The 21,495-nt window shown below is 30.9% G+C and carries 15 protein-coding genes; 5 read left to right on the plus strand and 10 right to left on the minus strand.

Going from position 1 to position 21,495, the window contains the following annotated elements; translation table 11 throughout:
• Nucleotides 1–6 precede the first annotated feature (6 nt).
• The 9 genes from JJC03_RS03845 to JJC03_RS17345 all read right to left on the minus strand — a co-directional run bounded on the left by JJC03_RS03845 (nt 7) and on the right by JJC03_RS17345 (nt 13,965).
• Nucleotides 7–699 carry a LolA3 family protein gene (locus JJC03_RS03845; protein WP_123895728.1) on the minus strand — a complete coding sequence of 231 codons (693 nt, stop codon included), beginning with the start codon at nt 697–699 and terminating at the stop codon, nt 7–9.
• A 16-nt stretch (nt 700–715) separates the two neighbouring features.
• Nucleotides 716–2,848, minus strand: coding sequence for a hypothetical protein (locus JJC03_RS03850; protein ID WP_235874032.1), 2,133 nt, complete (start codon nt 2,846–2,848; stop codon nt 716–718).
• 88 nt (nt 2,849–2,936) lie between these two features.
• Nucleotides 2,937–4,217: an immunoglobulin domain-containing protein gene (locus tag JJC03_RS03855; protein ID WP_235874033.1), complete on the minus strand. Its 1,281-nt coding sequence runs from the start codon at nt 4,215–4,217 to the stop codon at nt 2,937–2,939.
• 8 nt (nt 4,218–4,225) lie between these two features.
• On the minus strand, nt 4,226–5,599 hold the full coding sequence (locus JJC03_RS03860) for a leucine-rich repeat domain-containing protein (RefSeq protein ID WP_235874034.1): 1,374 nt from the start codon (nt 5,597–5,599) through the stop codon (nt 4,226–4,228).
• A gap of 30 nt (nt 5,600–5,629) precedes the next feature.
• On the minus strand, nt 5,630–8,722 hold the full coding sequence (locus JJC03_RS03865; RefSeq protein WP_235874035.1) for a hypothetical protein: 3,093 nt from the start codon (nt 8,720–8,722) through the stop codon (nt 5,630–5,632).
• Between the two features lie 688 nt (nt 8,723–9,410).
• Nucleotides 9,411–11,210 (minus strand): hypothetical protein, encoded by a 1,800-nt coding sequence (locus tag JJC03_RS03870; RefSeq protein ID WP_235874036.1) that lies wholly within the window; start codon nt 11,208–11,210, stop codon nt 9,411–9,413.
• Nucleotides 11,207–11,815 (minus strand): hypothetical protein, encoded by a 609-nt coding sequence (locus tag JJC03_RS03875; protein ID WP_088397336.1) that lies wholly within the window; start codon nt 11,813–11,815, stop codon nt 11,207–11,209. Before JJC03_RS03875 ends, JJC03_RS03870 begins: the two co-directional genes overlap by 4 nt.
• Nucleotides 11,799–12,086, minus strand: a complete 288-nt coding sequence (locus JJC03_RS03880) for an OmpH family outer membrane protein (protein ID WP_235874335.1) — start codon at nt 12,084–12,086, stop codon at nt 11,799–11,801. The genes JJC03_RS03875 and JJC03_RS03880 overlap by 17 nt, the downstream gene beginning before the upstream one ends.
• A gap of 265 nt (nt 12,087–12,351) precedes the next feature.
• Nucleotides 12,352–13,965, minus strand: a complete 1,614-nt coding sequence (locus tag JJC03_RS17345) for a hypothetical protein (RefSeq protein ID WP_258932186.1) — start codon at nt 13,963–13,965, stop codon at nt 12,352–12,354.
• A gap of 289 nt (nt 13,966–14,254) precedes the next feature.
• On the opposite strand from JJC03_RS17345, the gene JJC03_RS19080 reads away from it, so the two are divergent.
• The 5 genes from JJC03_RS19080 (at nt 14,255) to JJC03_RS03915 (ending at nt 17,785) form a co-directional block, all read left to right on the plus strand.
• Complete coding sequence (locus JJC03_RS19080) at nt 14,255–14,485, plus strand: toxin-antitoxin system YwqK family antitoxin (protein ID WP_374226258.1); 231 nt, start codon at nt 14,255–14,257, stop codon at nt 14,483–14,485.
• Nucleotides 14,486–14,662: 177 nt separating this feature from the next.
• Nucleotides 14,663–15,877, plus strand: a complete 1,215-nt coding sequence (locus JJC03_RS03900) for a hypothetical protein (RefSeq protein ID WP_088397339.1) — start codon at nt 14,663–14,665, stop codon at nt 15,875–15,877.
• On the plus strand, nt 15,852–16,196 hold the full coding sequence (locus JJC03_RS03905; protein WP_088444186.1) for a hypothetical protein: 345 nt from the start codon (nt 15,852–15,854) through the stop codon (nt 16,194–16,196). Before JJC03_RS03900 ends, JJC03_RS03905 begins: the two co-directional genes overlap by 26 nt.
• Entirely contained in the window at nt 16,183–16,662 is a 480-nt protein-coding gene (locus tag JJC03_RS03910; RefSeq protein ID WP_088444187.1) for a hypothetical protein, read from the plus strand. Before JJC03_RS03905 ends, JJC03_RS03910 begins: the two co-directional genes overlap by 14 nt.
• Before the next feature lie 175 nt (nt 16,663–16,837).
• The gene (locus JJC03_RS03915; RefSeq protein ID WP_258932578.1) at nt 16,838–17,785 is read left to right on the plus strand and encodes a type II secretion system F family protein; all 948 of its coding nucleotides are present in this window, start codon (nt 16,838–16,840) and stop codon (nt 17,783–17,785) included.
• Between the two features lie 162 nt (nt 17,786–17,947).
• Here JJC03_RS03915 and JJC03_RS03920 read toward each other — a convergent pair whose 3' ends face one another.
• The gene (locus tag JJC03_RS03920; protein WP_235874038.1) at nt 17,948–21,409 is read right to left on the minus strand and encodes an efflux RND transporter permease subunit; all 3,462 of its coding nucleotides are present in this window, start codon (nt 21,407–21,409) and stop codon (nt 17,948–17,950) included.
• Nucleotides 21,410–21,495 lie beyond the last annotated feature (86 nt).

Raw genomic sequence — 21,495 nt, forward strand, 5'->3', positions numbered from 1 at the left:
GCTCTATTATTTTTGAACTATAACTTTATATTTTGAATACTTCCCTATAGGTTTTATTGTACTACCTAAAACAGCTACGTAACTAGACATATCAAAAATGTTTTTAGGTATGGATGCATTTAGATTAACATCTTGAATATCTACTTCTAGCCGTGGCATTTCTAGATCATTTTTATTATGCTTTTTTGAAAAATCAACAGCAATACTATAATAAAACAATTGTTTTTTCAATGTATAATTTTTAGTGATCCAAAGTACTATCTTGCCATAAATAACACTGGTAAATTGTTTGGATTCTAATTCTATCTCCCAGTAATCTTTACGATCAATGGCGGTTTTTACCTTATATGTTTTTTCTAACAATTTTAGATCAAAAGCATTCTGATTCAAAGCAGCCACGTTTGCAGAATATACCATGGTTTTTTCTTTATTAATAATCTTTAGCGATTTATTATTTGACTGAATAAATTCGGTATTTCCTATCTTTTGATAAATCTCATTCCCACTTTTCTTAAAAGCCCCCACATAATACTCTATAACTTCTTTTGAAGTATAGGTTTTAAACAGTTGATATTTGGATACGAATGAAATGGATTTGTTTTGTTCAAAACAACTGGTTGCTTTCTTGAGGATGGCCTCTGCATTCTGCGAACGCATCCCTTGACAAAAAAATAACAGTATTATCAAACTTTTTTTCATACTTCTTATTTTTTTATTACACTACTCGATCGAGTTTCCTGAATAGTTTTAACTCCTCTTGCCGTTTCCTTTTTACCCTAACTAGTCCTCCTTCATTATCATATTCATAATAAGTACCATAATTATTCTCGTCTAATTCTGACATAAGTTTTAACGTAATAGGATCATAGATATATGATTTCATAGATCCATCTATAGGATGAATTCGAATATCATCAAAATAAACAGGATTAGCTCCTTTGTTGACTAATTCAATCGAGATATAAGTAGGAGCAAGACCTGAAGGACTACAATTACCCGGTTTAGGAGGTACGGTAAAACGCTTAAAAATTCGTTGCCAACCTTCTATTATATCACCTGTAGGTTCAAAATTGTCCTCACACATCGGATTTCTAGCTCCATCAAGGTATTTTATACTGATTCCTGGATTAAGATAGGTAAGTATTTGATTAGTCACCTCTTCTTTTACCCAAGCACTAAGAATATACGATTTTTCAGGTTCCAGATTAAAAGTAATACAATTATCACAAACATCTTTTTTGCGATAAGGACCACAGGTTACCTTAGCAATGTCATTATCAGATCTCAATCCGTTTGACAAATAATAATCGCCTTCTACAATGAAATCAAAATCTTTTGAAGCATAATAGTCGGTCATTGTTTTATCAAATGTATCATAGCTAAAATTATTAGCGTAAGCATACGGAAAAATCGGCTTATTATTGGCATCAAATCCATAGCCTAATAAAAAGCGTAATGATTTTTTTAAATATTGGGTAATACTCGTACTACTTGGATTTGTTGCTAGGGCATCAGTGTTTTCAATAACTGCTTTTTTACTTAATTCTGGATTTTGATTTGGATCCAGTTCTGGAGCAATGAATTTACTTGACGGAGAAGCTAAATCAGTTTCGGCATCTACATAAAATCCATCTTCTATCCCCATAACAAATAAATGAGGTAGCTTTGTAGTCGTTTTCCCTTTGTTTATTTGGTGATTATCAAAGCCTTTCATAGTCTCTTGAAGCTTTACTAAATTTGCTGTTTGGCAACCATCGGTTATTAATAAAACAATATCTGGTTTTGTACTTAACTCCAATGCTTTTCTTAAACCACTGTTCCAATAATCAGAATTGCGAGACACACCTGTTCTTTTTTCAAAATAAGTTTTTCTATATTTATTTATCCAGTTGTAGTAAGGACTATTGTCACTTTGAATTAAGTCTTTATTTATTCTACCTTGATCAATAACATGATCTTCTCTTATGTCATCATCTTGGTCAGATAGTCCAATAAATGAGATTTCAACATTCGAACCGTATTTATCATTGTCAAAAGCTTGGTTCTGGACTAATTTTCTAAGTGCATATTTAACATTTTCAGCATCTTGCTCAGAAATAGAACCCGATTCATCTACCACAACCGCTACATGTTTTTTACAATAGATATCCTTACAAAAATCAATATGACGAAATGTTATTTTAACTTCGGTATTTCCAAATGTAGCTCTAGCTTGATTAACATAAGCATCGGGTTTCAAGTAACTACTCAAATCAATATCAGTCATATCTTCTAGAGAAGCAAAATCTAATGCACCCAGTTCTATATACACATCTTGGTTAAGAGCTTCTGCTCCATCTTGTATTACTTCCTTCTCAGAAAAACTAAAACTTACCGTATTATTAGTTCCGTTTTTTATTACTTTGTAATTATAAATTTTTGGAGCATTATCTGTTATATAAGGCATTAAAGCATTAAACTCAGCTCCTGGATATGCATATATGTCATTTTCTTTAAAAAAGTCTTTTTCATCTAAGTCTTTTGGGTAACCATTGTTCACATTGGCTCCATTTTTCTTTAAATGATTAACCATTCCAATAAAAAATTGTTTAATTACTGGAGTATTGGGGTTTTTTGTCGTACATGATTCAGTAACACAAGCAGTTTGCAAAGATTCTTTGTAAGCATATTTTAAAAATTCAGTAAACTCACTCTTGTAAGACATTTCTCTTCTAGCTCCAAAAAAAACAATAAAATCAGAGTTTGAAACTGACCTATAGCCATTATAAAAAACGGCTGGTCTACCTATAATTTTTGATACAAATTCATCAGAAGTCAAGTTTGAATTTGTAGCCGTATTTTTATACACACCATCATAAAGTAAAATAAAAAATATTTTTTTGGTTTTATTAGAATTAAGCAACTGTTGGTAAGCAGATTGTAACGCTGCTATATCGCTAAAATTCTCTTCGCTGATAACAAAAAAGAAACATCCATTTTTTTGTAATCAAGGGATTAGCAAGTATCCCAGGATAAGTTGGATCAGTACTGCTTATGATATTTTTAAAAGTATCATTATAAGGCGTAGCTTGAAAACGCAACAAGTCACTAGCTTGGGTTTCATTTGAAGTATTGGTAAAAGCTGGTGGTATAGCTGTTTTAAAATTCTTTTGAATTGCAGTAGCTCTTGCCCCAGTTGAAACATCGTCATAGGTAGTTAAGTATAATTTTTTACCCATATTGGCATTAACAAAGTCAATTAATCCATTCGCTAATTCTTCCCTTTCTTTATTTGATAAAACACTACCCGAATAGGAAGGCAATTTAAAATTAAAATTAAAATTCACTTCACAATCAGGGCAAGCAATTACGGGTACAACAATAGGACCTATAACCGATTTACAACCATCAGCATTCGTAATTACCAGTTCAACAGTGTTGTTACCTACAGTGGTAAAGGTGAGTGGCATTCGATATTCACCATTATCATCTAAACTTGCGATAATATTTCCTTGAGGATCTTTCTGAATCCACGTTAGTATTGAATTCTTATATATGGGTTCACTAGTATCTTTAACTAAATAAACTGTTCTAGGACCACAAACATAATTACAGTCTCTTGAATCCTTTATTTTTTCTGTACGACTAATTTGAATACAGTCTTCAAATCTTAGAGTTCCTTTTACAGAACATGAATTTATGCATACAGGTTCCTTGTAGTTGTAAATAAATTTTGCTATCCTACATGGATTAGTTTTATCAGTAACTGTAAGTTCAACGATGAACTGCTTATACTTTCTAAGTTCTTCATTCAAAACGATGTAATCAGCCCTTTCTGGATAAGTAGGTAAAAGAAATCCATCTGCTGTTCTAACGGACCAAGTCTTTTCATAATCGAAACTATCAATGCCTTCCCTTTTGAACGTAAATAAATCTATATCACATTGATTCGAAAAAGAATGGGATAAAATTTCACCTTTAATTGGTGTTGTGTTACTACATGGAGTCACGTTTAAAGTTATAGGGTGTCTTTCTAAAATTAAAGGAGACATATCAATAGTAGCTGGGGGATTACTAGTTGTGGTATGGAATGATTTACATGTATAAATACCAGCATCTGCCAAGGTTAATGAGTTTATGGTGTAGCTCCTTGAAGTAGCTCCACTAATAGCAATACCATTTTTATACCACTGGAAAGTGTCTTGAGAATCAACACGATTAGGATAGTCTTCACTCATGGTTAATGTCAGCGATTGTCCTTGCGCTTTATTTTCTGTTTTTGGAGAATCAGTTTTCGCTTGGTAGTTATAAGAAAAAGAATTACGCTTAAAAAAGAAACTGAATCTACTAAATCAATAAATCTAAGTTTATTTCCTTGAACATTAAATTCACCTAACACATTAACAATATTTAAATAGGTAGCAGGCAAAAAACCAGAAATCTCATTATCATTTAACAAAAACCTTCTTAAATTAAGAAAATTCCCTATAAAATCAGGAAAAGCTGTAAGTTTATTATGATCACATAACAAAAGAGAAATTTTGTTTGAATTTTTTAGATTGTTAATATCTGTAAAACCATTTTGACTTAATAATACCCCTTCTAAATCTGAAAGTTTTAAAAATGAATCAGGTAAAGAACCTTTAAAATTGTTTGCGGATATTACTAGTCCTTTCAATTTTTTTAAAGAACCAATAACCTGTAAATTTCTTGCTAAACCATTAGATCCTAAATTTAAATATCTAAGGTTAATCAAATTCGAGAAATTACTAGGAATTTCCTTATTATTATAATCAGGATCTGTTATTTTATTATTTTTTTCATTATCAAAGAATTCTAATGTATCTAAAGAAGTTAATAAGCCTAAATGGGATAATCCTCCAGATATTTGTGTATTTGAAATCACTAAGTGATTTAATTTTTCTAACTTCGATATTTCCATAGGAATTTCACCACCAATTTTATTAAAAGTATTTACAAAAAAAACTAAATTAGTCAAGTTTGTAATTGATGATAAATCCCCAAACAAGCCATTATGTCTAAAATGAATAGTATGTAACTTATAATTATTTGCAATAAAATTAATATTACCACCTAATTTAGGATTATAAGATAATTTTATACTTGCTAATTCTGTTAAAGCAGACAAGTCAATAACAGCCCCATTTAAATTATTATCAGTTGTAAAGCTAATGTTAGTAACATGTCCATTGAATACATCAATTCCATACCACCCTCTTCCATCCGAAGTCCAACTGGTCACTGGTGTATTAAAATCCCATTTTCCTTTATTTCCGATCGTGTTATTCCATTTGTCACCACCAGTCGCAATATAAAATGCTAACAAAGCTTTTTTTTCACTTTCTGGAATATCTTCAACTGTTGATAGTTTATCCGCTATATTAGTCGAATTTTTCTCTTCATATTGACTAGTTATCTTTTCTTTATTTTTTTCTTTTTGCTCAATAACTTCTGACCGCATAATACGTCTTTCTTGAAGTTTTGGGGTTAGGCGTTCCACATCTAGCCCAATTTCACTATCTGTTAATTCCTGAGCCAGCATGCTATTACTAACACAAAGTATTAGAATACAAAATATTATTTTTTTAATTAATTTCATTTTCAAATAATTCGTCATTACTATTTTGACTTATTTCTTAATTGTGCTAATCGAGCTACACGTCTTGATCTTTCTTTCTATTTTGGCAGTAGCTATAGGAGCTACTCTTAAACTCTTTCTGCCAGAATGCGAATGTTTACTAGAAATGTAGTTGACATTTTCCTTTAAGGCATTTTGAAAATTAAAATGCGATTTAGTATCCAGTGCTTTGTTATCCTGATCATAATCTTCAAAATTGTCAAAACCTAATTCACTGTACTTAGTGTTCGAGCCTACCGCGAGAGGAAGTTTGTAATTATATCCAAATAGTGCAGCAGAATGTCGCTCTAAGGCATCTTTATTTTCTATTTCTTGCCCATGGTTGTTGTACAAACTAACTTCAGAGGCATATTGCCATTTTTCTCTATTGATCACCCATTTATTATTTTTGATATCCCATTGATAAAAAGGATGAAAATCATTAAAATAACCCGATATTCTAGGTGTGGTTTTTGTGGCTGCTGTGTTTCTTCCTGTTAGATACGCATACGATTTGTTAGCTCTCCAGTTTCCTAGTATATTATATAAATACGGATTATAGGTTCGTTTTCTTCTATCTACAGGGTTTTGGTTTTGATTATATTTTTTATTATATTCAAACTCCATATTGTTATTACTATCATAACTTACTAAGGGCATCCCTGATTCACAAGGCCCTGGCCAAACATTACTATACTCAATCGCCGAGGCATTGATAATACGATAGGCACCCCAAGAATCTGAATCAAATATTCCAGTCAAGTTTGTTCTTCCAGTGGCTAAAGGATTAATCATTGAGGTTACGCTAGCCATGCTGCTTGTTTGAAGATTTTTGTAAGCAGATTGAATTACCTTTATGCTTCCAGTAAGTAAACGCGTATCGTTTATTTTTATCCCTTTACTATCAATTAGGTCAAAACTACCATTTTCTTTAACATTCACTACCCATGCTTTAAAAGATTCTGGGTAACTATCAGGATCATTAATTGTTTTACAATTCACAAAAACTAGGTCGCCATCTACTAAAAACTTACTAGCATTCAAGTTTCGAGTAAAAGTATAATTGTCTTTAGAGCCATTTAGTAGGGCTACATTACAACTAATATTCAAATTAGTGATGGCTTGCCCCATGGTTTTATAATTCCAATAAGCAGGGTAATTTAGCGTATAATAATTGTCATTATATTCATTGACTGTTTGGGTAACCAAGACCTCTCCTGTTTCAGCATCAAAGGCTAAATTTTTAGTTGAAACTGTCGAGCCTAAATCATAGGCTATAGTCTCTCTTAAAATCCCTGACGAATGAATCACTTTAGTTGTAGCAGCCGTTTTAAGAACGGTTTCATGACGCGAGTAAGAGGGTATAGGAGTTGGAACTATTATATAAACAATAGCTAATGGTAAACCTTCTGTATTAAAAGCAATACCTGTATTTTCTGTTATAGTTGCATTTTCTCTAAAATCATTGACAACATCATAATCAACACCCACTATATTTGATCCAATGGTACCATTTTTGTCAATGGTAGTTACTTGGTTATTTAATAACCCTTCTTGACTATTTACAGTAGCAGTATCATTATTGTAATAAATATAGTCCATGCCTGAAATGGCCTGCGAATCACCTTCAGGATATACTCTTTGCGATTTCATTTTGCCATCCATATCATTAGTATGCACCGTAAAGCCTTGTGATAAGGTCAAATGATCTTTAGTTTCTATACTAAGTAAACTAGCTAAAACTGGAGTCTTATCATATTGTGAAGCTATGGGCGTAAAGCTCACTGTTGTAGGATAATCTTTAGTTGTAAAAAATTCGGTAACTACTTTCCCCGTTGCATGTTTTTTTACTTGATAGGCAACGGCATCGCGTTTTTCTTCTCTAGGCAAATTTTTCACTTCAACTCTACTGTAAGTAATTCTAGGGGAAGGAAAAAAAGATTCACCTACAGGTCCCTCAGTATAATTTTGTTGTTCTTCAGGACTTAATAAAGCTCCAGGGTTATTTTCATCCCAAATAGGTGTAATTAATGGATTTTCTTTAGACCCAAGAGGTTCATAGCTGGCCACGCCACTCGAAAAGCCTTCTTTATCTTTATAACTATATTGTTGTCCATAGAATTGAGAATAATTATCATTATTGTCATTTTTGGTCATTACATCCCAGTTATCATATAAACGTATTTCTTTTACACGACATCCTCCACCTAGCTTTTTATTGTCAGGATGCATTAATCGAACCCACGATTTGTTAGGAATAAATGATGATGCAATATCATTATTTTTTAACTTACGATTAGGACTACTAAAAATATCGTTTTGAGTAGCTAAAGTTCCTAACAAATTGATAATTATATCTTTCACACCTGTGTTATCCATATTATTAGTCAAGCTAAAAACTAATTTGTGAAGATTATTTCTGCCAAAAAAGTATCCTGCTTTTGTAATGGGGTTAACACCGTCATCATCATCTTTAGACACGTTTAAGTCTTGTTTTTTTAAACCAATAGCTACAATGCTTGGGTTACTACTATTTACTTTAAATTGTCCGGATAACATTGCATAGCCAGTAACAAAGTCGTATTTCTGATCAGTAGTAGCACCAGGTAAAGGATTAGGGTTACTCATATTGAGTAAAAATCTAAAATACAAGGGTTGATTAATCAAATTACGGATGTATTTGTTCCTAAATTCATCCTCATTCGTTACGGGTTTGTCTAACTGTACATAGATATATTTAGATGAAGTGAGCGTAGGTTTAAAAAGGGTATTTCTGAAAGTATCATCGCCACAGCCAATAACTTTAAACATTTGCATAGCCTCCTTATTCTGAACATATCTATAATCATCACTTTCGTAAGCTACTTGAATAACCCCACCTGAAGGTAAATGGACTCTATTTAATGTCCACGCTGAAGTATTTTCATCAGCTTTGGCTTGGTTCTGTTCTACATAACCGAATTCAGCATTGGTTAATGGACTAGTAATTGGATTACATTCAATTCCGTCATTCGATTTTTTATAATTTGACCACATGTCATAAGAGCGCATGTCGTAACTTTTATTATTAGCGTATTCAAACGAATATGGAGTAAATTCACCCATATTAGAATTTCTATAAGTAAAAAATACTTTTTTAGGGTTAATTTACCGCCTTGATTTTCGATTTCATTAGCATCTAGTTTTTTAGATCCCGAATTATTTTCTACCCCTGGACACAAAGAGTAATCATATTCAAAATGAGCAATTTTAATTGGGATTGCATTATCTCCATCTTTGTTATATTCTGCCTTTGAATACAACTTTATCTTATCCAACTTATAAGACATTGACTCAGAATTAAAGCCTCCATTTTCATCTAAAACCCCATAATTATCTTTTCGTTGTGAAATTTCAAAAATTGCGACATGGGTTTTCGTTTCTATTTTTTTTACATAAGCTAATTCTTTTTCTCCATAAGTATAACTGGCCTTATCATCTTTAGGGTGCGAAAATAAACCGGCATCAAAATTAGCTTTGTTTTTACCATAAGGAATACGCCACTTATAGGTGTTAAGGTTAGGATTAGCATACTCTATCTTAGTATAACTACCTAAATCGTCATCAGTAGCACCATCATTTTTTAAATCTTGATAATCTGAAGATAATATTGAAGTTAACAGATAGGTGTGTGCATATGCAGGTGTAGTAATTCTGTTAAAATACTGATCACCATCTCTAGAATTTGAAGCTGAGTTATCTGAACCTGGTAAATAGTCAATTAATCCACTATTGCAGTCAGGAGTGCCTCCACTCATATCAAATGACGTTTCTTTTTTGTAATATTATAAAGTGCTTTACCATATACATAACATTCTCCTCCTACATTTGTGACTCTGTACTGAGCCGTATGGTGTTTTTTTGCATATGGATTTCTTGTTTCCGCATAGCCGTATTTAGCAACTTCCTCTCCCGTAATTTTTTGTATGGCCTGGTTTCGTCTAACCCTACTATTTCTAGCTAAAACACTTGTGGAAGAGGTGATATTATTCACCCTCCCGTAACCATCAAAACAATAGTACTCTGAAGAGATATTTCTGTCCATTTCCTCACCAGTAAGGTTAAAACGAATAGCTTTATAAGACCCCAAATGTTCCTCAAATAATTTTTTATCTTTGTCAACACTTAGAGAACCTAATCCCTTAAAATAAACCTCTTCAAAGTCAAGCTCATTGCTTTTATCAATCGCAAAACGCGACAAGGCATTATTGCGCCATAGCCTAGTATAACTATACGCATCGATACTACGCTCGTTAAATCCTATATGTGTACTGGCACCAGGACCTACTTCTAGCCCCAAGTTAAAGGCTTCACTAACGTCAGCTACAAAGTTATCATGAACAAAACCTACCTTGCCTCTAAAGGGTCTAAAACTTCCTGAAACTCCGTGACCTTGTATACTGTATTGATCATACGTATAATTAGTTTGCGGTAGCAAGGTAGCATATGGCGTTATAGTTCTATCTTTTTCTCTATTAAAATCTAAAACATCCACTATACTGGCTCTATGTGTATTCTCATAACCAAAACTGCGCATCGTTTTGTACTTTTCAGAATCACGCAAGCCTTGTACCGTTTTATACCCGCCAATTTTAAAACCTGGATCTAAACCCCAAAGCGATGTCTCTAAGTTGAAATTAAAATCATAACTAGAGGTTCTCATTCCTAGCCGCTTAGTAGGTGTATACGAGCTGTTTACAAAAGAGTAACTACTCCCAAATAAGGTGTTTGAGGAAGAGTTATGTCTTCGTGAACCTGCAATTTCATTTTTATTTTTATCTTTTTTAAAACTATCATCACCTTTTCTACTAGAAGAAATAGATAACGACATGTTTTCCATACCTTTACGACTGTTATATGTACAGCCAAGACTAGCGCCTAAAGAGTTATCCTTGTCATGAGTGTTATTAATTTTATGACTATAAGAAATAGACGGTGAAATAGAGACCCCTTCGTCAATTGAAGAATTCATTTGAACACCAACCGTCATACCATTATGAGCCGCATAAGAAATTCCTTTACTACAAGAAAAAGTAACACCGTCATAATTATTATATTTAACGTCAATTCCAGTATTAACTTTAAGACCTGAATTAGGATCTCCGTTTTCAGCAAAACCAAATGGAGATAAAAACATATTAAAATTTCCCCCAACAGTTATGTTATCTTTCATACTGTTTTCATAGGTAATTCCATCTCCATTAAAATCATCTGGAATACCTCGCATATTTCGAGCAATTTGACCTGCGCTCAAATCCCATCCTAGACCTACCCAAGAAGCTTCTTGATCCATTGTAATACCAGTATTATAAGCTAAATTAATAGGGTAACCTCCTACATCCATAATAGGAATATTATAATTTAGATCACCACTAGATAAGTCAACCATTTCTGATGCACTAATAGGAGTGAATGATTCAAATTCAGGTTGTTTAGGACCATTGGTTAAAGCGTAAATGCTTAATGAGTTTGTGGATTCTAAAAAAAACAAAATCATCAAATACCAAACAAAAACTTTGGTGACTCTACTTTCTCTAATCGATTTAATCATCATAAGGCTATAGGAGTGTAATTTTCTTTAAATTGAAATTTTATATTTCCTTTTAGGAATAAATTGTCTTTATATATTAATTGTATCCTGTCATTTGGATTTATTCCTGAAAAGAAAAGTAATATTTTATTATATGGCGTTATTTTATAAGTTCTTTCATATAAAACTCCTGAACAAGGTATAGTATCTCTTTTTTGATTCACCACCACAAAATCTTTTTGTATATCAAATGAAAGATACTTGACTAAATCTTCATCTACTATTTGTGTCTTTTTATCTTTACCTTCCAGTAAATTTTTTTCTTCTTCATCCTGAAATTGAAACTCAATTATTCTCTCAAATTTATTTTTTTCATAAATAGAATCTACTTCTTTAAGATTTACAGTGCCCTTATTTTTTAAAAGATAATATTGTATGGGCACTTCAGTAGCTGAAAATAAAGTACCCTCAATATTCTGAATTATATTCTTTGATTTCCAACCTTGATTTTCTAAATTGAAATACCGAGTTCTAATTTCAATATCGTTACTATTCTTCTTCTTATCACAAGAAATAACAAATAAAGCTAGAAAGACAAAAATTATATTTACATTATTTTTTACCTTCATATCTTTTATTTATATAAGTTATTAACTCAGGTGTTATATTTATAGATTCATCACTATAAAGGACTGTTCGGTCACCATTAAAAGAACCTAAAACCATTTTATATCCTTTTTCTTTCGAATATTCCTTAATATAAGAGTCTATTCTTTTCCAAATCTTAGCGGATTCTGTTTGACCAAAACTTTGGTTGAAATTTTCAAACTCCTCTTTTAGTGGTATAAAAGTCTTTAAAAGTTGTTCTTTATGATTTTTTTGAATAGTTGGAGATTGTATTAAAAAATATAAAGAATCTAGGACCTTTCTTTTTTATTAAAATCTTTCTCTCCTATTTGTTTCATCTCTTTAGTCATATTGAAACCATCAAATAGTTTTACGTTATCAACATAAACCACCTCTTGGGTAACAAAAAGGTGTTGAAAAATAGGATTAAAAAACAGCTTAAAACGGCTAGAATTAGTAAAATAAAATTTAAGTAATTTGACTGTGAAAGATATCCTTTTAAAAATGAAAGTTTAGTTTTTATAGTATTTAAATCCATTTATTTTTTTAATTCTTTTATTTCGGTTTGCAATGCTTGTATCTTTTTATTCTGTTCAATAACATATAATGTCAGCTCTTCTATTTTTTGTAAAAGTTTGATTTGAAAATCACCAACATTTACACCATTCTTTTCCATTTCTTTTGCTGATGCAACTTCAGGTAAGTGTTTTTTCTCCTTAATATGTTTTTCAACGGTTTCGAGCTTTGGCAAATCATATCTTTCATCAAAAACAAAGTCAGCCGTAGGCGTTGTGGTCACTTTAAGCTCTTTGGCTTCTATCTTACCTTGAAAAGCAGAATCCCCACTATTTTTTAGAATTATTCCGTTACCTATTTTAGTTCCTCCCTCAAAATCACCACCATAGTTAACCCACAACTGATCAGTACTACCATGAACTAGTGCTCTTTGTTCAACTAGAGTCCCTTGATCTCTTCCATCTCCCATTCCTAATTTTAAGTCAGCACCTTGAACAAATAATATTCCATTTATAGAAGCATTTCCACTCACCTCAAATTTATGGTTCAATGCTTTAGCTCCGACTCCAATATTACCATTTTCTCCTAGAAACAAAGCGTCTATATATTTATGTGGTATTGTTTCATTATGAACTCTAAAAAAATAGCCCCCTCCATAATATTTTGAGCTTGAATTATCAGAAATAATATTATCATTAATATTATGTCCTAATCTAATATGAGTATAATCTGAATCTCTTTGATTAAAAATTCCATTACCATTTACATCCAAAGTTGCTAATGGTGTGGCTGTTCCTATACCTACATTCCCATTTGTATTAATATAAGAGTTTCCTTTAACTGACAACAATATTCTTTTATTCCCTTGATGGCTAACAGCAAAAGCTGGCATCGCTGCCCAATCATGTGTCATCCATTCTAAAGTCCCATCATCCGGCGAGTATAACTTTTTATCGAAAGAATTAAAATTAGTAAAACCAATTCCTCCATTAATATTTAATTTTTGAAAAAAATCATTTGAACCTATTCCAATATTTCCATTATCTCGAATCATAAATAATGGCTTTGAATAATCACCTTTAGAAACTACCCATTTATCTGCATCCCAATTTCCAAAATACCAATTATTAGTACCATCGGCTAATTTAGACTGAATTCCTTGAATATATCCACCAGTATTCGTATCTCTTTTTAAGGTTAATAAAGGTGAATAAGATGTTATGGTATACGCAGTTGAAAAAGACTCACCTGCACCTACACTAAAAGCAGGTAAAGTAGAACAAACAATCCACCATTGTGTTCCAGTACTTTTATACAAATCAAATTCTTCTTGACTCGTTACTACAGAACTATAAGCTGAAAAATTGGCTCCGTCAAAAGGCTGGTCAAAATAGTTCCCTTTAACGGCACACTGTGCATGCCAATAAGGATTAATTTGATTATTAGCATTCTGCTCAAGAGTCTTCTCTTTATCCCATGGAATCACCATAACAGAAAATCTAACTCCAGGATTTTTTGCCGCTATTATAGCATAACCCGTAGCTCTTGCGTTTTGTATTTGAATATCTGTAATGGTCTGGGCTATAGATGAAAAACTTAACAATAAGAATAAAGACCTTAATAACTTACCCCACATATTTATTTTTTTGCAAAAGTAAGTATTTAAGTACAAATAATACAACCCAAGTTTGTATTTTTGCATTCATTTCTAGATAAAATATCTTTAAACATGCTTTTTAAAAAATATCTATCATATCTATCCTAATTAGCTTCCTCTCTTTACAAGAAATCCCTTTTAACATAAAAAGAATTTCTGATAAAGATTTTCGTTATGAATTTTATACCCTAAAAAAGAGATTACTCCTAAACTCAACAAAGATTATGTTTGGTTTAAAGGCGGCACGATACATACCACTCAGTCAGGTATTGCAGGTGAATTACTTCAGGGTGAATACAAAAAGTTTTATCACAGTAATCAACTAGCAGAACAAGGCACATTTAAAAAGGGGTTACGAGTGGGCACTTGGAAAACTTGGTATGAAAATGGAAAACTTGCCACTGTTTCAAAATGGAGTAAGGGATTAAAAAGAGGCAAATCAATCTACTACAATACAGAGGGAAACGTTATAGAAATAGGTACCTTCAAAAAAATGTAAAAAATGGTGTATGGATTAACTATGAAAAGAAAGACACATTAAAATATAAAAATGGAGAGGTAGTGATAACTCAAGAAAAGAAAAGTAAAAGAGAAAAAAACAATAAAGATACTGATGTATCTAAAAAAGTAAGTTTTTTTAAAAGATTGTTTTCTAAATTCGCTAAAGCAAAATCAAATGAACGTAAAAGCCCATAGCCTGCTTTATGCTATTTATATTTGTTTACTTATTTCCATTATTTGTGGGGCACTACTTTATTTCAACAACCTGTATACTTTATTAAATCAACATTACAATTTAAAAGAAAATTTACTTATCCAAAACCAATCTTTAGTTAATTTTGCTCTAGGAGAAAAACTAAAAAATGAGGTTTATGAAGTCGATGAACCAATAATTTACCAACATTCCTTTCACACACAAGTCCACGGTCTTTTTACTGTATTAAGCGCTCAATCTATTTTTAAAAACGATACGGTTAGCTCCACTCATCTTGTTGGAAGCTATACAAAAAACAAAACAGCTTTATATGTCTCCAATTTTAGTCAAAAACTATCTTATACAGGTAATGTTTTCATTGATGGGGATTGCGCAATTCCTTCACCTAACATTGAAACAGCTTACCTAATTAACCAACCTAGTAATTTAAAAATAAACGAAAAAAAAAGACTATCTTCATTCAATTTACCTCCACTCCAATCACAGTTTAATACTTTATTTAACAATCAAAAAACAATAAAAACAACGTTAAATTCATTTGATCAAGATAACAAAAAATACTATTACAACTCATTCGTATCAACAACTAAAGAAGTGAATGTTCCATCTACAATTACTGGAGCAACCTACAAGGGTAATCTGATTTTAACGAACAAAGATTCAATCAGAATAGAAGCTAATAACACGTTAGAGGATGTAATACTTATGGCTCCAAAAATAACGCTTTGTAAAGGTTTCAAAGGTACGCTCCAAGCCTTTGCTTCAAATAAAATAATTATTGAATCAAATGTATTCCTTACCTATCCGTCTGTAGTTTGTATAAAAAACGAAGTCCCTGCCGAATCTTCTATAACGATTAAAGAGAACTCTAAAATATTAGGTTCTATTATCCTCTTTGGAAATCAATTAGAAGATATTAGTAAAAATAGTATTTCTGTTCATAAAAACACACTCATTATTGGTGATATATACTGCACAGGCAAAGTCGATTTTCAAGCTACCTTATATGGCTCTCTTTATGCTAACAAAGTATTTCATCAAACACAATCTGCTATTTATGATAATCTGATAGGAAACGCAACAATAAATCTTTATAAAAAACCTTCCTATTATATAGGAGTTCCTTTATTCAATAATACCACTACGTCATATGGAATTATTAAAAAAGTTAAATAGCTGTATTAAGGCTACCTCTTTATTAGAGTCCGTAATTGCACTTTGTATTATTTCTATAAGCTTGTATGCCACAACCTTAGTTTTGTCAATGGTATTTACTCCAAAAACATCACCTAAATTTTACTGTACACAAAACCAAATGAATGAACTCTTTTATGAGTTACAATTAAATGAGGATTCTATAGTAACACTTGATACTTTCCAAATAGAATTTAGTTACATGGATAAAAATCTTAAAAAGGTAAAGATAAACTTTAAAGACAGTAGCAAGTTTAAATTAAAACAAAATTTTTATCTCTTACAAAATGAAGATCAATAAATTAAATGCTTTTTCGATTATTGAAGCTATAATCGCAATGGTTATAGCTTCAATAATCATAAGCATTACTTTTGTAATTTTCAACATTATTTCTGATAGATTATTAGATTACAAAAGACAGAACTTAAAAACGAATGATTTAAATAGGCTTACCTATTCTATAAATAAAGATATTTTTGATTCAGACCACTTAAATCTTACAGATAATCGTTTACACTTTAATAATTACACAGGAGAACAGCTAGATTATCTGTTTGAAGAAAGCAAAATAATCCGATTTAATAAAGATTTCATAGACACCTTTTATATCCAACCGTTGCATTATCAAATGGATACAGTAAAAAGCAAATCAGAGCATTTAGTCTTTCAAAAGCTAAAAATACAAATCAACTCAGATAGTATACCCGTAAAATTAGCTTTTTACAAACAACTATTTCCTAATCAACTAATAGAAAAGAAATTTTAGAAATGAGTTTAGATCTAAATACCTATAATAAAACTAAAGCTAATGATAGTAAGTTGAGTCAGATCAATTTTACATTTTTTTTAGAAAAAAATTTTCAGATAAAAAGAAAGAAAACTTTTATCGAGAATTAGCTTTATTACTAAAATCTGGAGTAGATTTTAAAAAATCATTAGAAATATTGAGCAATCAATCAACAAATCAACTTGAAAAAGAACTCATAAAAAGTATAAAAAATAAAGTGAGTGAAGGTAAAAGTATTTATGAGTCTATGAAAGAAGCAAATCAGTTTTCAACTTACGAATTTTATAGTGTGCAAATTGGTGAGGAAACAAAAAAATTAGAAGATGTTTTAGTTGAGCTTCAAAAATATTTTAATAGAAAAATCCAAATGAAGCGGCAAATAATTTCAGTACTTACGTATCCCATAATCGTATTGATTGTAACTTTTCTAGTACTTTATTTTATGCTTAATAAAGTGGTTCCAATGTTCAGTTCTGTATTTCGTCAATTTGGTAATGAATTACCTAAAAGTACGCAATTGATCATCAGTTTATCTCACAATTCTGAGAAATTTTTTACAGGTTTTATCTTACTCCTAGTATTTTCAACAATCCTTCATTATTCACTTAAAAACAACAATAATTACAAGGCAACTACTGCAAATATCATTATCAAAACACCTTATTTTGGTAATTTAATTCAAAAAATCTATTTATCTCGTTTCTGTCAAGCAATGAGTTTACTCATAACATCAAAAACTACTTTATTAAATTCCTTGAGTTTAACTCAAAAAATGGTTGATTACTATCCTATTGCAAGTGCTATTGATAGTATAAAAAATGATATAACAAAAGGAGCATCCTTAAGTGAGAGCTTAAGAAAACATCACATTTTTGAAAATAAGTTGGTTTCTATGATAGAAGTGTCGGAACAAGTTAATCAACTCGATTCAATGTTTGAAAAATTAACAGAACAATACAATGAGGAAATTAACCACCAAACTAAAATGATTGGTGTTATCCTTGAACCTTTACTAATTATCATCATTGGAATTGTTGTAGGGGTAATTATGATTTCTATGTATGCGCCTATGTTTGATTTAAGTAAAATTATTAAGAATTAAAAAAACTTTAGTTTAAAAAACTTATATAAAAACAACAATTTGTTTTAGAAGACTATCTCAAAATTCTTTATATTCCTAATTTGGTAAAATTAAATCTTAAAAGATTCCTGTTTTAAAAAATAACCCAATAGAAAATAAACTTTTGAGACAGTCTTTTTTATTTTATTTTAATTCACTTTTTAATTTTTTATCTCTTAACCAGTATTTAATACGTTTAACTAAATAAAACATTACGGGCACCATTACTAATGTTAAGACAGTTGCATAAGTCAAACCAAAAATAATAGTCCAAGCAAGAGGTCCCCAGAAAATTACATTATCCCCTCCCATATACAAGTGCGGATTGAGATCTGTAATTAATCCAAAGAAATCAAAATTTAATCCAATTGCTAATGGTATCAATCCTAATACAGCGGTTAATGCGGTTAACAATACAGGACGTAAACGAGATTTTCCTGACTCTATAATAACCTCTTTTATTTGTTCTAATGTCAAATCATCATGAGTTTCTAATCCGTTATCTTCTACTTTTTTATCCATTAGTAATACAAAAAAGTCCATTAATACAATACCATTTTTCACAACAATACCTGCTAACGAAATAATCCCCATCATGGTCATAAGCACAACAAAATCCATTCGAGCAATTACATAACCATAAAAAACACCACTAAAACTTAATAAGACAGTAAACATAATTACTAAAGTTTTAGAAATAGAATTAAATTGTAAAACAATAATAGTTGTAATACCTGCTAAAGCTAAGAATAGGGCAAAGAACAAAAAGTTTTGATTTTTACCTTGTTCTTCCTGTACTCCAGAAAAACCATAAGTTATATCACTTGGAAGTTTATAGTTCTTTAACTCATTTGCTATTACTTTTGTAATTTCATTTCCGTTATACCCTGTTAGAATATTAGAGTAAACAGTCATAATACGTCTATAATTTTTTCTTTTAATTTGATTATATGTCTTTGTTTTTTCAACATTTGATACAGCAGCAATAGGAACTTGCATAATCTGCCCTGTATTAGGATTTCTATAAGTTAAAGGTTGGTTAAATAATGTGCTCTCATTTTTACGTTGTTCATCTTGTAAGCGCATTACTATATTATATTTATCATCTCCTTCTTTGTATGTTGAAATTTCTTGACCGTATACAGCACGACGAAGAGTAAAACCAGTCATACCTGTAGAAGCTCCTAAACTTCCAGCATTCACTCTATCAATTTTAACAGATAACTCTGGACTTTCTTTGTTTATATCTACTTTTAGTTTTTCAACTCCAGGTATATTTTTTGTGTTTAAAAAGGCAATCATTTTATCTGCTTCTTTTAACATCAAATCATAATCAGTACCTGTTAATTCTATACTAATAGGATAACCAGCAGGTGGTCCTGCTGCATCTTTTTCAACTGTTACTGAAGCTCCTGGAATTGTTCTGATTTTTAATCTAATTTCTTCCATTACATCAGAAGTATTAACCCCTCTTCTAAATTTAAACTCAGAAAAATTAATTGTTACTTTTCCTTTATGTGGTGTTTCTGACTGTACTCCAAGATCTATTTGAGGGTTAGTAGCTCCTACCCCAACTTGTGCAATAACTGAATTAGCAAGGTAATTTTCTTTGGTATCTGAGTCTACATACTTATCTAAAACAGATAAAATTTGTTTTTCAACATAATCTGTAGCTCTATTAGTCTTATCAATAGAGGTCCCTTGTGGGTATTCAATATATGCTATTACCTGATTAGGAGTGTTATTAGGGAAGAAAAGTACTTTTCTTGGAAAAACACCTACTAATATAAAAGAGAAAAATAACATCATCACAATTATTCCAAATGCTTTCCATGCTCTTTTTCCTGTTAAAATGTTTGCCAACATTTCTTTGTATCTTTCTTCCATTCGAGGAAAGAAACTATGTTGAAAATCCTGAGTCCATTGAAATAGTTTTTTATAATATAACCACATTAATGCAATTGCAATTAATGAAATATGTCCTATTGCCTTTGCTATTTTTACATCAAAAGAATATCCTATGGCTATAAAAACAACACCCAGAATTAAAAATATTTTCGTATTATTCTTAAGTGATTTAAAAGATATATTTCTGTCTACAATATCCATAGAACCTCCTGTCATAGCAGCATTAGTAACCATAGCTACAAATAATGAAGCTCCTAATGTTACAGACAGGGTTAATGGAAAATACATCATAAATTTTCCCATAGTACCAGGCCATAATGCAAAAGGTAAAAAGGCCATAAGGGTAGTTGCAGTTGAAGAAATTACGGGCCAAGCAATTTCTCCAATACCTATTTTAGAAGCTTGAACTCGAGGCATTCCTTTTTGCATATTTGCAAAGACATTATCGACCACAACTATACCATCATCAACTAACATACCTAAGCCCATTACAAGACCAAATAATACCATCGTATTCATAGTAACTCCTACTCCTTGAAGAATTGTAAAAGCTATAAATATTGATAAAGGAATAGCTGCTCCAACAAACAATGAATTACGTAATCCCATTGTAAACATTAAAACAACCATAACTAATATTATTCCAAAAATAATATGGTTTGAAAGCTCTTCTACTTTATGTTCTACTTTAGAAGATTGGTCATTTGTTAAACTAATTTCTAAATCTTTAGGTAAAACGGTTTCTTTTGCTTTATTAATAACTTCTTTTACTTTTTCTATAGCTGAAATCATATTTTGCCCAGAACGTTTTTTTACGTTAAGCATTACAACTTCTTCTCTTTTTTCTCTTGCAAAAGTGGTTTTTTCTTTTTCTTTAAAAGTAATAGTTGCAATATCTTTTAAATAAACAGCTCCTCCAAAGGTTTTTACAATAATGTTTTCTAATTCTACAGGATTGGTTATTTCTCCTGTTATTCTAATATTGTTACGAATTCCTTGGGAAACCAAATTTCCTCCTGAAAGAGACATATTTTCATACCTAACAGCGTTTGCTATATCATCAAAGCTAACTTGAGCGGCATTCATTTTATAGACATCTATTGCAATCTCAACTTCTTTAGTATCAACACCTAATATATCTACTTTTTTTATTTCTGGAATCCTTTTAATTTCTTCTTCGAGATATTTTCCATATTTTTTTAATTGTTGAGTTGTATAATTCCCTCTCAAATTAATATTTAAAATAGGTATTTCTTCTGAAATATTTAAGCTAAATACACTGGGTTCTACTTTACCTCCGTTATCTAATACAGGCCAGTTTACGTTCGCTTTAGAAACATCTACTTTATCTTTAATCAAGGCTTTACCCTGATCAGTAGTAATATTATCATCAAATTCAACTACAATCATACCATAATCTTGATATGAATCAGATGTGACTTTATTGACACCACTAATATTTTTTATTTCATCCTCTAAGGGTTTTATTACCAGTTTTTCAACGTCTTTCGCTGAATTTCCAGGAAATACAGAAGATATATAAATTTTATTTTCTATAACCTCTGGAAAATCTTCACGAGGCATAGTTATATAGGCATATATACCTGTAATTACAACTATTAAGGTAAATATATAGACGGTCACTCTGTTATCGACTGCCCAACTAGATATACTAAATTCTTTTTGATTATGTGACATATTGGTCCCCCTAACCCCAAAAGGGGAATTCCTATTAGGGGTCAATAGGAAATTAGTTAATATTAAATTTTGTTATAACTCATTCT

This window comes from Flavobacterium oreochromis, assembly GCF_019565455.1.
GTDB lineage: Bacteria > Bacteroidota > Bacteroidia > Flavobacteriales > Flavobacteriaceae > Flavobacterium > Flavobacterium oreochromis.

Excerpts from the sequence above, each read along its gene's own strand:
- JJC03_RS03845 (WP_123895728.1), bottom strand. The coding sequence starts at position 699 with ATGAAAAAAAGTTTGATAATACTGTTATTTTTTTGTCAAGGGATGCGT.
- JJC03_RS03855 (WP_235874033.1), bottom strand. The coding sequence starts at position 4,217 with ATGAGTGAAGACTATCCTAATCGTGTTGATTCTCAAGACACTTTCCAG.
- JJC03_RS03860 (WP_235874034.1), bottom strand. The coding sequence starts at position 5,599 with ATGAAATTAATTAAAAAAATAATATTTTGTATTCTAATACTTTGTGTT.
- JJC03_RS03865 (WP_235874035.1), bottom strand. The coding sequence starts at position 8,722 with ATGGGTGAATTTACTCCATATTCGTTTGAATACGCTAATAATAAAAGT.
- JJC03_RS03870 (WP_235874036.1), bottom strand. The coding sequence starts at position 11,210 with ATGATGATTAAATCGATTAGAGAAAGTAGAGTCACCAAAGTTTTTGTT.
- JJC03_RS03875 (WP_088397336.1), bottom strand. The coding sequence starts at position 11,815 with ATGAAGGTAAAAAATAATGTAAATATAATTTTTGTCTTTCTAGCTTTA.
- JJC03_RS17345 (WP_258932186.1), bottom strand. The coding sequence starts at position 13,965 with ATGTGGGGTAAGTTATTAAGGTCTTTATTCTTATTGTTAAGTTTTTCA.
- JJC03_RS03900 (WP_088397339.1), top strand. The coding sequence starts at position 14,663 with ATGAACGTAAAAGCCCATAGCCTGCTTTATGCTATTTATATTTGTTTA.
- JJC03_RS03905 (WP_088444186.1), top strand. The coding sequence starts at position 15,852 with ATGGAATTATTAAAAAAGTTAAATAGCTGTATTAAGGCTACCTCTTTA.
- JJC03_RS03910 (WP_088444187.1), top strand. The coding sequence starts at position 16,183 with ATGAAGATCAATAAATTAAATGCTTTTTCGATTATTGAAGCTATAATC.
- JJC03_RS03920 (WP_235874038.1), bottom strand. The coding sequence starts at position 21,409 with ATGTCACATAATCAAAAAGAATTTAGTATATCTAGTTGGGCAGTCGAT.